This window comes from Sphingobium sp. RC1, assembly GCF_059738765.1.
On the sequence record NZ_AP027306.1, the window covers coordinates 442,466 to 458,356 of the forward strand.

The 15,891-nt window shown below is 61.9% G+C and carries 11 protein-coding genes and 2 tRNA genes; 7 read left to right on the top strand and 6 right to left on the bottom strand.

The annotated features are described in order from the left end of the window. Positions 1–38 precede the first annotated feature (38 nt). A complete protein-coding gene (locus AC6JBC_RS02215) occupies positions 39–2,531 on the bottom strand; it encodes a TonB-dependent receptor (RefSeq protein WP_498025168.1) in 2,493 nt (830 codons plus the stop codon). A gap of 158 nt (positions 2,532–2,689) precedes the next feature. Here AC6JBC_RS02215 and AC6JBC_RS02220 point away from each other — a divergent pair, with 158 nt between their 5' ends. Continuing rightward, the gene (locus AC6JBC_RS02220; protein ID WP_498025169.1) at positions 2,690–3,340 is read left to right on the top strand and encodes a TetR/AcrR family transcriptional regulator C-terminal ligand-binding domain-containing protein; all 651 of its coding nucleotides are present in this window, start codon (positions 2,690–2,692) and stop codon (positions 3,338–3,340) included. A 231-nt stretch (positions 3,341–3,571) separates the two neighbouring features. Here the strand turns inward: AC6JBC_RS02220 and AC6JBC_RS02225 are convergent, their stop codons facing one another. Together AC6JBC_RS02225 and AC6JBC_RS02230 are read right to left on the bottom strand one after the other, a co-directional pair. Continuing rightward, entirely contained in the window at positions 3,572–4,741 is a 1,170-nt protein-coding gene (locus AC6JBC_RS02225) for an MFS transporter (RefSeq protein ID WP_498025171.1), read from the bottom strand. A 770-nt stretch (positions 4,742–5,511) separates the two neighbouring features. Then, positions 5,512–5,586 (bottom strand) — tRNA-Gly (locus tag AC6JBC_RS02230). Positions 5,587–5,833: 247 nt separating this feature from the next. Between AC6JBC_RS02230 and paoA the strand changes: the two genes are divergently transcribed. From paoA to AC6JBC_RS02255, 5 genes are all read left to right on the top strand, one after another. Beyond that, positions 5,834–6,469: an aldehyde dehydrogenase iron-sulfur subunit PaoA gene (gene paoA, locus AC6JBC_RS02235; protein WP_498025172.1), complete on the top strand. Its 636-nt coding sequence runs from the start codon at positions 5,834–5,836 to the stop codon at positions 6,467–6,469. Beyond that, positions 6,466–7,422 carry an FAD binding domain-containing protein gene (locus AC6JBC_RS02240; protein WP_498025174.1) on the top strand — a complete coding sequence of 319 codons (957 nt, stop codon included), beginning with the start codon at positions 6,466–6,468 and terminating at the stop codon, positions 7,420–7,422. Before paoA ends, AC6JBC_RS02240 begins: the two co-directional genes overlap by 4 nt. After that, the gene (gene paoC / locus AC6JBC_RS02245; RefSeq protein WP_498025175.1) at positions 7,419–9,635 is read left to right on the top strand and encodes an aldehyde oxidoreductase molybdenum-binding subunit PaoC; all 2,217 of its coding nucleotides are present in this window, start codon (positions 7,419–7,421) and stop codon (positions 9,633–9,635) included. Before AC6JBC_RS02240 ends, paoC begins: the two co-directional genes overlap by 4 nt. Positions 9,636–9,693: 58 nt before the next feature. After that, positions 9,694–11,706 carry a TonB-dependent receptor plug domain-containing protein gene (locus tag AC6JBC_RS02250; RefSeq protein ID WP_498025176.1) on the top strand — a complete coding sequence of 671 codons (2,013 nt, stop codon included), beginning with the start codon at positions 9,694–9,696 and terminating at the stop codon, positions 11,704–11,706. An 81-nt stretch (positions 11,707–11,787) separates the two neighbouring features. Next, positions 11,788–12,549, top strand: coding sequence for a Crp/Fnr family transcriptional regulator (locus tag AC6JBC_RS02255; protein WP_498025177.1), 762 nt, complete (start codon positions 11,788–11,790; stop codon positions 12,547–12,549). Positions 12,550–12,600: 51 nt separating this feature from the next. On the opposite strand, the gene AC6JBC_RS02260 is transcribed toward AC6JBC_RS02255, so the two are convergent. Further along, positions 12,601–13,542 carry a GGDEF domain-containing protein gene (locus AC6JBC_RS02260; protein ID WP_498025179.1) on the bottom strand — a complete coding sequence of 314 codons (942 nt, stop codon included), beginning with the start codon at positions 13,540–13,542 and terminating at the stop codon, positions 12,601–12,603. Between the two features lie 151 nt (positions 13,543–13,693). Continuing rightward, positions 13,694–13,768, bottom strand: a tRNA-Thr gene (locus tag AC6JBC_RS02265). Between the two features lie 86 nt (positions 13,769–13,854). On the opposite strand from AC6JBC_RS02265, the gene AC6JBC_RS02270 reads away from it, so the two are divergent. After that, positions 13,855–14,028 carry a hypothetical protein gene (locus tag AC6JBC_RS02270; protein WP_498025180.1) on the top strand — a complete coding sequence of 58 codons (174 nt, stop codon included), beginning with the start codon at positions 13,855–13,857 and terminating at the stop codon, positions 14,026–14,028. A gap of 10 nt (positions 14,029–14,038) precedes the next feature. Here AC6JBC_RS02270 and AC6JBC_RS02275 read toward each other — a convergent pair whose 3' ends face one another. Further along, positions 14,039–15,820 carry an aminopeptidase P family protein gene (locus AC6JBC_RS02275; RefSeq protein WP_498025182.1) on the bottom strand — a complete coding sequence of 594 codons (1,782 nt, stop codon included), beginning with the start codon at positions 15,818–15,820 and terminating at the stop codon, positions 14,039–14,041. Positions 15,821–15,891 lie beyond the last annotated feature (71 nt).

Sequence of the window (15,891 nt, forward strand, 5' to 3'; positions counted from 1 at the left end):
TCACTCCAATATTAGCATTTGAACACGCAAGGACAATTTCAGTAGGTGATGCGCAGCTGGAGGGAAGCGCGACGCTTCATGCCATAATTCTGGCCAGAAAAACCAAGCGAGCCGAAGTCGATGCCGAACAGAACCTGATCCTCGTTCAACAGATTTTCCCCGACCAGCGCAATCTCTCCCTTGGCGCGGCTGCCGAGCGGCATGTCGCTAAGTGCGATCCGCGCATCAACTGTGTTGGTGGGTGGCGAACTCGTGGAAGCGTTGAATGGGGAAATGAGGTCATTGCTCGTGAAGAAGACGCGGCTCCGATAAGCGTAGGACGCACGAACACCCACGGTTCCAAGCGAACTCGGCGGGAAGAGGTATTCGACGGACGCATTAGCGTTGAACTTTGCAAGGCCACCAAAGCGTGCCCTGTCCTTTATGTCGAACAAGGTGCCCGACGCATCACGGAAGAGGAATTGCTTGTATTTGGCATCCGTGTAACCAACCGTACCGGTCAGCGTCAGGCCGCGCATCGGCAGGATTGTCGCTTCCGCTTCAATTCCCTTATATTCGGCCTTGCCGGCGTTGACGATATTGGTCGTCGCACCACCCGCGCTCGCGATGAACTGAGAGACCTGCAGATCCTTGTAGCGCGTATAGAAGGCGGCGAGGTTCAAACGCAGCTTGCGGTTGAACAAGTCCATCTTCGCGCCGATTTCATAAGCGGTCAGCTTTTCCGGATCGAAGCCGTTAAGCCGGTATCCGGTCGAACATGCGCCGGTGGCAGGATCGACCACACCGTCGCAGATACCATTGGCGGCCGGGTTGAAACCGCCCGATTTATAGCCGGTCGAAACCTTGCCATAAACATTCACGCCGGGATCGACCTGATAGCTCACCGACGCCAGAAATGATGTGTTCTCGTTGGTTTGGCTGCCGCTGGTGTTGCCTACGTTCGGCACGCCGTCCGTAAGGTTGGCGAGGTTCATGCGCTTGCTGTCACGCGTATATCGGATGCCTGCCGTCAGTTCGAGATCGCGGTTCAGCGATGCGGGGCGCCAGCTGACCTGTGCATAGGCGGCCTTTGACTTCGCCGTCTGAGTGTAGGCCTGCGTGGGGGTCGTGTTGATGCCGATGAGGTCGATGCCCTGCGCGATGAGGGCATCGCCCACCTCCGCAGGAATGCCGAGCCCAACGAGCTGGTCGGACCCAAGAACCAGTGTCAGCGGCTGCGGTTCGTTATACGACACCTTCTCCCGGAAATAATAGGCGCCTACGATGTAGTTGAAATCACCTGCCTCACCGGTGAGCTGAAGTTCCTGGGAGAACTGCTTGGAGCTTTGCGGCGTCGCGTCCACGGAATCGAAGGTCAGCACCGGCTGGACCGAATATAGCGTCGGGGAGTTGAAATCCAAAACCTGCCCCAAAAGACCGGCCTGCGAGAAGCCGCCGGGCGTTACGATGCTCATCTTGCGATAGCCGGTAATGGATTTGAGATTGAAGGCCGGGGAAATTTTCCAGTTGCCTGTGAAGCTGTGCCCCTGGATCACCGACCGGGCCCGATATTCTCCGGGAATCAGGGTGGCCGGCGCCCCGCCGCCGTTGATACGCTCACCTGGACCGGCAAAGAGCAAAGGACTGCCGCCAAGCGAGGCTGAACGGGAGAAGTAGGCGTAGGTGTTGGCCTGCCCACGCGCAGCATCAGGCGCGGGGCAATCCGGCGCACCGAAGAAACAGCTATATTGGAAGAATGCGGGCGCTCCGACCTGGCTGTTGCGATCATAGGCATAATCGAAGCGGACATTGCCCAAATCCGCCTTCACCGCCGCTGTCAGCGCATCGGTATTGAGGGAGCCCGGATCTCTGGAGTCAGGGGTCGCAGTGCTGTCGAAATAGCCGTCGCGTTCGCGGTGAAGATAGGCGAACGATGCGGCGATCGGCAGCGTTTCGTTGAGGCCCGTATCGATGCGGGCGCGCATGGTCCAATCGTCGTAGCGGCCATAGGATGCCTTGGCGTCCACGCCGAACGTATCCGAAGGTTTGCGCGTGATAAGCTGGATCGCGCCGCCGGTCGTATTTCGGCCGAACAGCGTGCCTTGCGGACCGCGCAGCACTTCGACCCGTTCCACATCCACCAGGTCGAACAACGCACCGGCCTGTCGCGCCACATACACGCCATCCAGATAGAAGCCGACGCGGCTGTCCGCTGCAAGGGAAGGATCGCTTTCGCCGATACCGCGGATGGAGACGCCCGCCGCGCCGGTGAAGCCCGGTGCGGGCTGGATGACCAGATTCGGGGCGATCTGCGCGATCTTGTCGATCTGTTGTACGTTCGCCTTGTCCAGCGCAGCAGCGCTGAGCGCTGTGATGGCAATTGGGGTCTTCTGCAGCGATTCATTTGTACGGCGTGCCGTGACAACGATGTCTGTGAGCCCCTCGGCGGGAGCTGCGCCCGACGATGGCTGCGGGCTTTGGGCATAGGCGTATGTGGATGCGGTGATCGATAACATGACCAGTGTCGCGCGGAATGCATGTGCGTTCATCATGGCTAGTCCCCTTTTACCGAATGACATCGGGTCCACTGTAAACAGCACATGCGATGCATTAGTGCAAACTTGTTTTTGCGTGATCAAAGACGGTGAAGGAGGTCGAGTGGCCCTCCGCGACTGTTTTCTCCGCGTCCGTATTCGGTTAGGGGTGCAGTATGCCCGTAGGAGAGACCAAACGAACCGCCGATACGATGACCCGCCCCGGGGGGCGCACGGAGCGTAATCGACAAGCCGTCGCTGACGCCGTCTTATCCTGTCTGCGGGAAGGTCGCTGGGACTTTGAGATCCAGGAGATCTCCGCATTGTCCGGCGTCCACCGCACCACCATCTCTCGGCGCTGGCCGGATCGTGGCGCGCTCATGGCAGAGGCGATGCGCGAACATGGCGGCCATTTCTCCGTAGCCTTCACCGGCAACTGGGAGACGGACATTCGAAAACTTACACAGCGTCTTTTCGATTTTTTCAGCGAGCCGACCGAACTCGCCATGAACCGAATGCTCGCTATCAGCGACAACATAACCTTCAATGAGGCGATGTATGAGTACTGGATGCCAGTGTTCGTGTCACTTCAGGAGCCGATCAAGCGCGCGAAGGCGGAAGGTCTGGTGAAGGCGGATGTCGATGAAGACCTCATTATGATGATGCTGTCCTCTGTCGTGATGCTATTCACTACCCTCAGGCTGCCAGCCGACCCAGACCTGCCTGTTAAACTCGCGGAACAGATCATCACCTTGTGCCGATCAACTGCCAGCAACAGTGTCGGCAAAACCAGGAAGTCCATCGAAGTCGCTGGACAGGATGGCTGATTGAGCTCGCAGCCGCCGTGAGACGAGCCCGGATTGCTTTCGTGGAGAACCCCGCGCGGACGGCTACAGGCAGTTTGATCAGAAAGTTTGTCTGTCATCGCATTGTCGCGCGGCTAAGACAAGTGAGCTAATTTCAAATCTTCGCGACGGGTGGGCATCAACAATATGGCCGTCTAATTTGTACAGCGAACGAGCATTTTCCCTGAACATTGCAGCCCGGCGGCCCAAGGCTCAGACGCGCGACTTTCGCGCCATGGCGAACAGAGGAATGGCGATCAGGCACATCGCACTGTAAACGCTGAACACCGACGTGTAGCCGCCGCCCGAGTTTAGCAGTCCGGCTGTCAGCAGCGGCGCAAAAGCCGCAAACGTACCGGAAATTGCTGCCGCAACCCCCAACAGCATGCCATAATGTTCCGGTGAGCCTACTTCCCGCAGAATCAACGGCGCGAGTTGGCTCGACAATCCGCTTGTTATCCCCCACATCACCACAAAGGATGCTAGGGAAACCATGCCCAGCGGGTGAGGCGTGAAGGCGGCGAGAAGCGATAGGGTCCCAATAGCTTGCGCCGCCAATCCCACCCTTAGGATGCGTCCTGGTCCCCAATGATCGGCTAGTATTCCCGCCCCGAGCAAAGCGGGCACACTCAACAGGCTATTCGCGCTGAAAACCTCAACAGCGCTTGCAGACTGCATCCCGAATTTTATCAGATAGTCGATAACGGAATATAGCACTCCCTGGGTGCTTACCGAAGCCAAAGCCAACCCGGCGACGAGGTACACAAAGCCGCGATTTCGGAGCCCGGCCCAGCCGCTTTTCTGCTGCGCATCATCGACCGGCGTGTCCGAGTCAAAGGAGCGACGTCGCTGCGGGCGCGGGATGAGATAGATCAGGACCACGGTCCCGGCGATAACAAGCCCGGTGAGTTGCAGGCTGCGGCGCCAGCCGAAGCTGCTGATCAGGGTCGACTGGGCAAGGGGAGCAAGCGCGGCGCCGAGCGCCAGAGCGGCGAAGTAGACGCCAAGCCCCAGGCCCTCCCTGCGGACGAACGCAGCAGTCAGAATGGAAACTGACGGCGTGATGGTTGCTGCTCCCATGCCCAATCCGATAAGTGCAGCACCAAAATAGAAACTGGCAATCGTATGCCAGGATGTTGCGATCCAACACCCTAGGCCAAGTGTCAGGACGCCGACAGCCAGCGCCCTCCGCGGATCGGTCCGATCGGCGACCGCGCCCGCCGCGATGGCTGCCACGTTGAGCGAAAGAAGCATGAGTGTCAGGGCGCCGCCAATCATTGCGCCGCTCCACGGCTCGGTTTTGGCTATGACAGGCAGATAGAGGCTGAAGGACACGAGCACGCCGCCAATGCAGAGCGCAGTAACGCCGCTTAAAATCGCCAAGGTTAGCCATTGGCCATAGGCGCGAGATTGGATTACATGATCAGCAGGTCCCACGACTTCTACAGATTGGTGCATAGTCACAAAGTCTTCTTCGAAAAGTGAGGCCTACCGTCAGATCGATCGATCAGCCGGATTCTAAGTAGCCGTTTAACGCTACTCATGGCGCGTTTAGCCATAGAATGAGTCTATGGTCAAGGGAACCACTCAGACGTCAGAAAGACTGCTGTCAGGCAAAGATGCGCTGTCATTGGGCCGGTGCTGTTAAGCCCAGCTAGATGGCGCCTGGCCGTGTGCATCCGAGCGGCCGCCTCTCTCTGCGGTGCTGGGTTATGGCGACTATTAAGCGGCTGTCAGCTCGCGCAAAAAATGCCCTGTCCGGGCACGTCCAGCCTTTTCCAGATGATGTGTTGGTGCTATTGCTGGTGTCGGTGATTTTCCACTGCCGATTTGCAGGGAAAATCAGCCTTTTGTGTGCCTGATGGGAGTCCTCTTCTGGACCTCAAAAAGGCCGACTGGGCAATGCTGCCACAGCGTCTCCGGTTTAACCTAGTGCAGTGCGACCCTGCCGCCTCGATATCCGGTTTCGCGCGCCGCAGATGCGCCTGCTCACCACAACGCTCGCGGAAGGCGTAGGTGATCGAGTCAACGACATGCTGCCGACTACGCTGGAGTAACGGTGAGTGGTGGACCCGTGGTGGACCCGCAGCACCTGAAGAACCGCGAACTTGATGGCCGACATCGGCCTAAGTTCTTAATTTCCCTAAGGAAACTGGAGCGGGCGAAGGGATTCGAACCCTCGACCCCAACCTTGGCAAGGTTGTGCTCTACCCCTGAGCTACGCCCGCTCTGGCGGCCGGAGGAAGTCCCTCTCGGCGGGTGAGGCGGGCAACTAGCAGCGGTTGGGGAGGTCGGCAAGGGAGAATTTGGCCCCGGCCCAAATTTATCCCGCTGGCGGACTTTCGGGCGGGGCAGAAGGACTGCGCTTGGCTGTGGAAGGTGCGCACCCTATCTGGGCCGTGCCGCATCTTTTCTGACCGTGGCGGATCATCCGGGAATATGCTTCGTATTGGCTACGGCAGGAGGAAGGACGATATGGCGCCAGATGATCTCACTCGCCGTGCCGTGCTGCAAGGCGGGGGCGCAGCGATCGCGGTTCCGGCCGTGGCGGATGCGAAAACCGGGGCGATGCGAGTGCCCGAATTTAACGAGGGAAGACACATGACTACCGTGGAGCTGACCGTGAACGGCCGTCAGGTGCATCTGCAACTCGATCCGCGCACGACATTGTTGGACGCCCTGCGCGAACATCTGCACCTCGCCGGCACCAAGAAGGGCTGCGACCATGGTCAGTGCGGCGCCTGCACCGTGATTGTTGAGGGTCAGCGGATCAATAGCTGCCTGACGCTGGCCGTCATGCATGAGGGCGAAACCGTCACGACGATCGAGGGGCTCGGCACGCCGGAAAAGCTCCATCCGATGCAGCGAGCCTTCATCACGCATGATGGCTATCAGTGCGGTTACTGCACGCCCGGTCAAATCTGTTCCGCTGTTGCCGTGCTGGGTGAGATCAAGGCGGGTATCCCGAGCCACGTGACCGATGATCTGGAACAGGTCGCTTTCTCGGACGCGGAATTGCGGGAGCGGATGAGCGGCAATATCTGCCGCTGCGCCGCCTATCCCAACATCATCGCCGCCATTCGTGATGTCGCCGGGGAGCAAAAGGCATGAGGCCCTTTACCTACATCCGGGCCGCCAGCATCGAAGATGCCGTGAAGGCCGCTGCGGATACGAAGGGCGCGCGCTTCATCGCAGGCGGCACAAATTTGCTGGACCTCATGAAGCTGCAGATCGAAACGCCGTCGCATCTGATCGACGTCAATCATCTCGGCCTCGATCGGATCGAGCGGACGGCCGAGGGCGGCTTGCGGATCGGGGCGATGGTCCGCAACACGGCACTTGCGGCGGACAAAATTGTGCGGCGCGACTATGCGATACTCAGCCGTGCGCTGCTTGCGGGCGCATCGGGCCAGTTGCGCAACAAGGCAACGACCGCCGGAAATCTGCTCCAGCGCACCCGCTGCCCCTATTTTTACGACATCCGCATGCCCTGCAACAAAAGGAAACCGGGTAGCGGGTGCTGCGCGTTGAAGGGGATCAGCCGCAGTCTGGCGATCATCGGCACCAGCGACGCCTGCATCGCGCAGCATCCTTCCGACATGGCCGTGGCGATGCGATTGCTGGATGCGACGGTGGATACGGTGGCCTCGGACGGCACGCGCCGCTCCATTTCCATAGCCGATTTGCACCTGCTGCCGGGGGATACGCCGCATGTCGAAAATGCGCTGCAACCGGGTGAGCTCATAACGTCGGTGACATTACCCCGACCGATTGGTGGAACCCATGTCTATCGCAAGGTGCGGGATCGCCATTCCTACGCCTTTGCCCTTGTTTCCGTGGCGGCAGTGTTCGACGGGGATGGTGGCGCCCGCTTCGCCTTTGGCGGCATCGCGCCCAAGCCATGGCGCGTTGCGGCGGCTGATGCGGCGGTAAAAGCTGGCCCCGCTGCGGTCGCGGAAGCCGCGTTGGCAGGCGCCCGGCCTACCGATCAAAACGCGTTCAAGCAGCAACTGACCGCCAGGACGCTGGCATCCCTCTTCCGCCAGAAGGAGGCGCGGCCATGAAGTTCGATAAGCCCGCCACGATCAATCCCATCGATCGCGGCCGCGTGGTCGGGATTGCGCATGATCGCATCGACGGGGCGGCAAAGGTCACCGGCACCGCGCCCTACGCCTATGAACGGCATGATGCCGCGCCCCATGCCGCCTATGGCTGGATTGTCGGATCGGCGATCGCGAAAGGCAAGATCGACGCCATGGACCTGCGCGCCGCTCAAGCGGCACCGGGCGTGCTGGCTATCGTCACGCATCAAAATGCCGGGCCACTCGCGAAGGGCGGGAAGAATACCGCCCATCTGCTCGGCGGACCCCTGATCGAACATTATGATCAGGCGGTGGCGTTGATCGTCGCCGATACGTTTGAAAATGCCCGCGACGCCGCCCGGCTATTGCGCATCGACTACAGTCCGGAAAAGGGGCGTTACGATCTCGCCGTCGAACGCGGAAATGCCATCGTGCCGGAAGGGGGGATCGGTGGCCCTGCCGACACGCGCGCGGGGGATTTCGAAGCGGGTTTCGCCAGCGCGGCGGTAAAGATCGACCAGAGCTACACGACGCCCGACCAAAGCCATGCGATGATGGAACCCCATGCAACCACGGCTGCATGGAATGGCGATCAGCTGACCTTGTGGACATCGAACCAGATGGTCGCCTGGACCGTCGAGGACATGGCGGTCACGCTGAAGATCCCGAAAGAAAACGTCCGGGTAGTCTCCCCCTATATCGGCGGTGGCTTTGGCGCGAAGCTGTTCCTGCGCGCCGACGCACTGCTGGCGGCTCTGGGCGCACGCATGGTGGGCAAACCGGTCAAGGTGGCCCTCGCCCGGCCGCAGGTGCCCAACAACACCACCCACCGCGCCGCGACCATTCAGCGCATCCGCATCGGCGCAGACAAGGATGGCGTTATCGATGCGATCGCCCACGAAGTCTGGTCCGGCGACTTGCCGGGCGGTGGTCCGGAGGTCGCGGCACAACAGACGCGGCTGCTGTATCGCGGTGCCAATCGGCTGACCGCGCATCGGCTGGCGGTACTGGACCTGCCCGAAGCCAATGCGATGCGCGCTCCGGGCGAAGCCGTGGGCTTGCTGGCGCTGGAAGTCGCCATGGATGAACTGGCCGAAGCCTGCGACATCGACCCGGTCGAACTGCGCATCCGCAACGATGTGCAATATGATCCGGAAGCAGGACCGCAGCGCCCCTTTTCCAGCCGCAAGTTCGTCGAATGCCTGCGCCAGGGCGCGGAACGCTTCGGATGGGAAAAGCGTCATCCGCAGCCCGGCCAGGTTCGGGACGGCCGCTGGTTGATCGGCATGGGCATGGCCGCCGCTTTCCGCAACAATCTCGTCGCGCCCTCCGGCGCACGGGTCGGCGTGGACCGGAACGGCCATGTCGTCGTGGAAACCGACATGACGGACATCGGCACCGGCAGCTACACCATCCTCGCGCAGACGGCAGCGGAAATGCTGGGCGTGCCGATCGAAGCGGTCACGGTGCGTCTGGGCGACAGTCGCTTCCCCATATCGGCCGGATCGGGTGGCCAGTTCGGCGCGAACAGCTCAACCGCAGGACTCTATGCCGCCTGCGTCGCCTTGCGGACAAAGCTCGCCGCCAAGGCTGGCTTCCCCGCGGACGACGCCATTTTCGAAGACGGGCTGGTGCGGTTTGGCAATCAGTCGCAGCCCATTGGCGCCCTCGCGGACGAAGAAGGGCTGTGGGCGGAGGACCGGATCACCTTCGGCAAACTGACCAAAGATTATGCGCAGGCGACCTTCGGAGCGCATTTCTGCGAAGTCGGGGTAGACATCGACACGGCGGAAGTGCGGGTCAGGCGAATGGGCGGCGCGTTCGCGGCGGGCCGCATCCTCAATCCAAAATCGGCCCGCAGCCAGGTCATCGGCGCCATGACGATGGGCGTTGGCGCGGCATTGATGGAGGAGCTGCATGTCGACACGCGCTTTGGCTTCTTCGTCAATCATGACATGGCGGAATATGTGGTTCCCGTGCATGCCGACATCCCCGAACAGGATGTGCTCTTCATCGATGAACTGGACGACAAATCCTCTCCGATGAAGGCCAAGGGCGTGGGCGAACTCGGCATCTGCGGCGCTGGCGCGGCGGTTGCCAACGCCATCTACAATGCTACGGGAATCCGCCTGCGCGACTATCCGCTCACCATCGACAAGCTGCTGGCCGGGCGGGAAGGGTCGGCGCTGGCCTGACGCTGCACGGCGGGTGGCGTCGTTGTCAGGGGGAGAGCGCGCCGCTATGAGCGGCGCCATGAAAGCCGCGTCCCTTTGCCTGTTGCCTGCATTGCTGTCCTCTGCCGCGCTCGCCCAACCGGCGGCACCTGACAATACGCAGGCACGCATCATCATCACGGGAACAGGCTTGCCCCTGCCGCCCGGCACGCCTGCCTATGGGTCGGTGGAGATCGAACGCCAACGCCTGCTGAACAGCGCGTCCGGCAGGATCGAAAGCATCCTGACCGATGTGGCCGGGTTTCAACAGTTTCGCCGATCCGACAGCCGGTCGGCAAACCCCTCGGCCCAAGGGGCGAGCTTGCGTGCCTTGGGCGGCAATGCGTCCAGCCGTACGCTGGTGCTGCTGGACGGGGTGCCGATGGCCGACCCATTTTTCGGCTACATCCCTTTCAGCGCGCTGGTGCCGGATCGGCTTTCCGGCGTCCGGGTGACGCGTGGGGGGGGCGTCGGCGCTTTCGGATCGGGCGCAGTCGCAGGAACCATCGAACTGGCAAGCGCCACACGCGAACAATTGCCCATGCTGACCGCCAGCGCCTTTTACGGCAGCCGCGATGCGACCGAATTGTCGGCCAGCCTCACGCCTGATCTTGGCGGCGGCTTCGTCTCCCTCTCCGGCCGCTGGGACAGTGGAGATGGCTTCCAAACCACGCCATCGGACCAGCGCGTGTCAGCGACCGTTCCTGCCGCCTATGACAGTTGGTCGGCCAATCTGCGCGCCGTGGTTCCGGTTTCCGCCAATGAGGAGCTGCAATTCCGCACGACATTGTTCCACGACGATCGGACGCTTCGCTTTCGTGGCGCGGACAGTGTGAGCGAAGGACATGATGCAAGCATCCGCTATGTGTCGCGGGGCCGGTGGCAGGTCGATGCCCTTGCCTATGTTCAGGCGCGCAACTTTTCGAACATCGTCATTTCGTCCAATCCGCCTTTCCGCAAGACGCTGGATCAGCGGAACACGCCTTCCACTGGCCTTGGTGGCAAAGTCGAACTGCGACCGCCGGTTGGCCCCGATCATCTGCTGCGCATCGGCTTGGACAGCCGCTTCGCCAGTGGCGACATGTTCGAGGATGCCTACAGCGCCACCACCGGATTGGTCACGGCGCGCCGCCATGCGGGGGGACAGCAGCTCACCACGGGCATGTTCGCCGAAGATGACTGGACGCTGGGTCGCCTTGTCCTGACGGGAGGGGTACGAGCCGACCGCTGGACGATCAATAACGGCTTCTTCCGCGCGGCGGGTGTTAGCGCGACCGACCGGGATTTTGAGAACCGCTCCGACTGGCAGATGTCGGGCCGCGCCGGTGCGCTCTGGCATGCCGTAGAGGGCGTTGCGCTTCGCGGATCGGCCTATACCGGCTTCCGCCTGCCGACGCTGAATGAGCTTTACCGGCCTTTCGTCGTCTTTCCGGTCACGACGCAGGCCAATGACGCTTTGGCGCCGGAGAAGCTGAAGGGGATCGAGGCCGGGATCGATGTCAGCCCAGTCAAAGGCATGACCTTGTCGGCGACCGCCTTCTATAACCGGCTGGACGATGCCATCGCCAATGTCACGATCGGCACCAATCTGCGCAAGCGGGAAAATGTCGATGCCATCGTGGCCAAGGGGGTCGAACTGACCGCTGTCGGCCAGATCGGTTCGCTATTCCTGTCCGCTTCCTACGCCTATAGCCACAGCGTCGTTCACGCGCCGGGCAGCCTGTTCGACGGCCTTTCCCCTGCCCAGACGCCCCGCCACGCCGCCAGCACGACATTGGCCTGGCAGCCCCGGCGCGGACCCAGCCTGTCTGCCACCCTGCGTTATGTCTCCGCTCAATATGAAGACGATCTTCATGCCGATCGCCTGCCGGGCGCCGTGACCGCCGACGCCGTCGCCCGCTTGCCGATGGGTCACGGAGTCCAATTGATCCTGCGCGGCGAAAATCTGTTCGATGAAGATGTCGTCACCCGCCGCGTGACGACCCCCGCAGGAGTGTCGGAGGATCTCGGCGCGCCGCGCACATTGTGGGTCGGACTGACGCTGAACCGCTGAATCTCGCGCTTCTTGCTCCACTTTAAAGAGGGCAGGCGCGCGCTTTGCTAGAGCGGCCGGAACGATCCGATCCGAGGTTCCGTGCACGCAATTTTCGATGACTCTTCCCCGCCATCTTTTTCGACAGCCCGGCTGGCTGAATTTCGATCGCCCAGCCCGACGGAACTCGAAATCTTCTCCAGCCTCGCAGGCCCGGTTCAGCAGATCGCGCGCAACCGGACGATACGGCGGGAAGGGGATATCCCCCAGTCAATCCATATGCTGCTGGAAGGCTGGGCGATCAGCAGCATGACGCTGGCCGATGGCGGGCGGCAGATATTGAAGGTGCATTTGCCCGGCGACATTCTCGGCACGCCCAGCATGGCGCTCGACCGGGCGGCAGAAACTTTGACGGCGCTCACGCGCGTCAGGCTGCGGTCGATCAGCCTGTCGGCATTTGGCGGCCTTTTCACCCGCGCGCCGCACATGGCGGCTCTCATGTTCCTCAGCGTGCAGCAGGAACGCGTCATGTTGATGGACCGGCTCTGCTCGATCGGCCGCACTTCGGCCGAATCCCGCCTTGCCGACTTTCTGGTTCATCTGCATGGCCGCCTGAACGTGGTTCATCCGGGCACCGGGCCGCGTTTCGAACATCCGCTGACGCAGGAACAGATTGGCGACGTCATCGGCCTTACCGCCGTCCATGTGAACCGCGTCTTCCGCACGCTGGAGGACAAGGGACTCATCCTGCGGGACGGCCACATGATCGAACTGCTCGACATCCCGGCGTTGCGCAAACTCAGCGGCGTACCGCCCCGTACACTCGCGCGGGATTTGAGCTGGCTGCCAAAGCCGCTGCCCTGATCTGCGTCTGCCATGCACCAGGAAAAGCGGGGAACGCGGCAGGACCGTCCGTCATCCCATCAGGATCATGTTCCGCCCCTGCGCCTTGGCTCGGTATAGCGCCGCGTCGGCATCATTGAGCGCGCCCGTCCATTCCGCCCCTTCGTTGACGAGCGCAACGCCCGCCGAAAAGGTGATGGCGCCCATCGGCTCATCGGTGTCACGCAGCCTGAAGGCCCTTTGCCCTAAGTCCCGCCGGGCTGTGTCCAGCAGCTCCACGGCCTGCTCTGGCGCCAATCCCTTCATTACCACCAGAAATTCCTCGCCGCCCCAGCGGCCCACCAGTTGGCCACCGCAGCTTTCGACCAGGGAAGTTGCAACCATCTTCAGCACCCGGTCGCCGACCGAGTGGCCATATTGGTCGTTGACGCGCTTGAAATGATCGACGTCACAGATCGCAACGGCGAAGGAGCGTTTCGCGTTTTTCAGCTGGTCCATCGCCGTTTCCAGCGCCCGCCGGTTAAACAGGCCGGTCAACGCATCAAGGTTCGCGTCATGGCGTGCGGTGTCGAGTTCCTGCCTTAGGACCTCCACCTCCCTTGCTGCTGCGGCGAGATCCTGCTCGGCCCGCAGTGAACGTTCGATCATGTCGGAAATGACAAGGCCCACGCCAGCGACGTCCTTGTCCGCCAGCTTTTCATAACCGATGTTGAGGTCCCGGTTGAAATCTCCGGTTCGTTCCGCCGCGCTGTTGGCGACTTCGGCCAGCCGCAGGAGTTGATGCCGGGTCTGGTTCCTCAAGGCGTCGGCGTTATGGGCTCCACCCTGACCGCCAAGGTTGCCGAGACAGCGCACGAAGATGTCGTCCGCCTGCTGCTGACTCAACCTGATGCCGCCATCTGTGGCATCGTTGACGGCTTTCGACAGTGGCTCGTTCGTGCCGCTTTTCAGCACATAGCCCATAGCGTAATTTTGCGGCGTAGGCGCGAGACTTTGACGCTGAAGAAACGTCAAGACCTCGTGCGCAACGGCTTGTTGCTCGCGCACCTAAAACTCCCCCCGGATTTCCCGATTCCCCGCAGGCGAAATAATATGGATTAAATTACGTAACAATAATCAAAAATAGGAAAATAGGCGAGCACGACTGCTCCAGCCTGTTGGGAAATGGTGCTGCCGGCGAGGATTGAACTCGCGACCTCAGCCTTACCAAGGATGCGCTCTACCACTGAGCTACGGCAGCACTTTCACCATTCCGCAAAGCCTTTCGGGCGGCGGAGCCGGGCCTATGGCCGCGCGCGTCCTGCTTGTCAAGGCGGGTTGCGGCCGATGCCCCAATTTGCTTATGGCGCAGCAATGACAAGCGGACAGGACGATCGGAAGGCACGGCTGGCGCAGGCGCTGCGCGACAATTTGCGCCGCCGCAAGGCGCAGGCGCGGCAGGAGGCGGGTAAGACCGCAGCCCCGCCATCTTCTGGCGAGACGGATCGACGCGACGACTGAAACGCGGCGATTACAAGGGCGCGCAGGCCTGCTTCAACCATGCCAGCGCGTCGCTATCCAGCTGCGGCCCGACAATCTCGACCACCTTGGCATGATAGGCATCGACCCAAGCTCGATCCTCTGCCGTCAGTAATTCCACCGCGATGGCATTGCGATCGATAGGCGCGAAGGTCAGCGTTTCAAAGCCCAGCATCTCCCGCTCGGCGCAGGGCACGTCACGCCGATCGACCAGCACCAGATTTTCGATGCGGATGCCATATTCGCCCGTCTTGTAATATCCGGGCTCGTTGGACAGGATCATGCCCGGTTGCAGTGGTTCGTCGCCACCTCCGGCTGTCGCAATGCGCTGCGGCCCCTCATGCACCGACAGGAAGCTGCCCACGCCATGTCCCGTGCCATGGGCATAATCGAGCCCCTCCGCCCAAAGAAACTGGCGCGCCAGAACATCCAGCTGGCTACCGCGCGTTCCCGCCGGAAACAGCGCCTGGCCAAGCGCGATATGCCCCTTCAGCACCAGCGTGAAGCGCCGCTTCATCTCTTCCGTCGGCGTGCCGATCGCGATCGTCCGCGTCACATCGGTCGTTCCGTCGCGATATTGGCCGCCCGAATCGACCAGATAGAAGGAGTCCGGTTCAATCGGCCGATTGGTCTTCTCCTCGACCCGGTAATGCACCACCGCGCCATTAGGCCCAGCGCCACTGATCGTGTCGAAGGACAGGTCCTCCAGCAGCCCGGTCTCCTCGCGAAACGCCTCCAGCCGGGCAGCGGCGGTAAGCTCATCGACCCCGCCCTTGGGCGTTTCGACGGCAATCCAGTGCAGGAAACGTGACAGGGCAGCACCATCGCGGGCCTGCGCCGCCTTATGCCCGGCGATCTCCGCCGGGTTCTTGATCGCCTTGGGCAGAACGGCCGGATCGCGGAGCGACAATATCGTTGCCCCGCCCGCGTCCAGTGCTTCGAAGATCGCCGCCACCGCGCGCTCAGGGTCCGCTGCAACCGTCTTGCCTGCAAACCCTCCTAGCGCCCCGGCAAAGTCCGCGCGCGGATGCACCCGCACTGCGTTGCCCAGATGCTGCACGACCGCCTCGTCCATCTTCTCGGGCGCGACATAAAGGTCCGCCGTCGCATCGGCATGCACGATCGCATAGGCCAGCGCGACAGGCGTGCGGGACACATCCTTGCCCCGGATGTTGAAGGTCCAGGCGATGGAATCCAGCGCCGACAGCACCACCGCGTCCGCCCTTTTCGACGTCACCCAATCCGCCATCGCCTGCCGCTTTTCTGCGGCGCTCTGCCCGGCGTAGCGATCCTCATGGACCACCAGCCGCGCATCGCTGGGGGCAGGGCGGTCGGGCCAGACCGCGTCCACCGGGTTGCTATCCACCGCCACCAGCTCCGCCCCGCGTTCAGTCAGCGCTTCGCTCGCCGCCTTCACCCATGCGCGGGTGTGCAGCCAGGGATCATAGCCGATCCGCCCGTCCTCGGGAGCATGAACGCCAAGCCAGGCTGCAACGGATGTCTGCGGCACGCTCTCAAATTGCCAATGCGCGCCATCGACCTGCTCGCGCACTTGCAGCGTATAGCGTCCATCGACAAAAATCGCCGCTTCTTCGGGCAGCACCACCGCGCTCCCCGCGGATCCCTGAAAGCCCGTCAGCCAGGCAAGGCGCTGCGCATATTCGCCTACATATTCGCTCATATGCTCATCGGTCAGCGGCACGACAAAACCGTCCAGCCGCTCGCGCATCAGCTGTTCGCGCAGGGCTTTTAGACGGTCTTCATGGGTCGACATCGCATTTCCTTGATCGAGAACCCTTGCGCAGGGCAGGCTGCCGCCAACATAAGCAGGCCCAGCCGCTTATG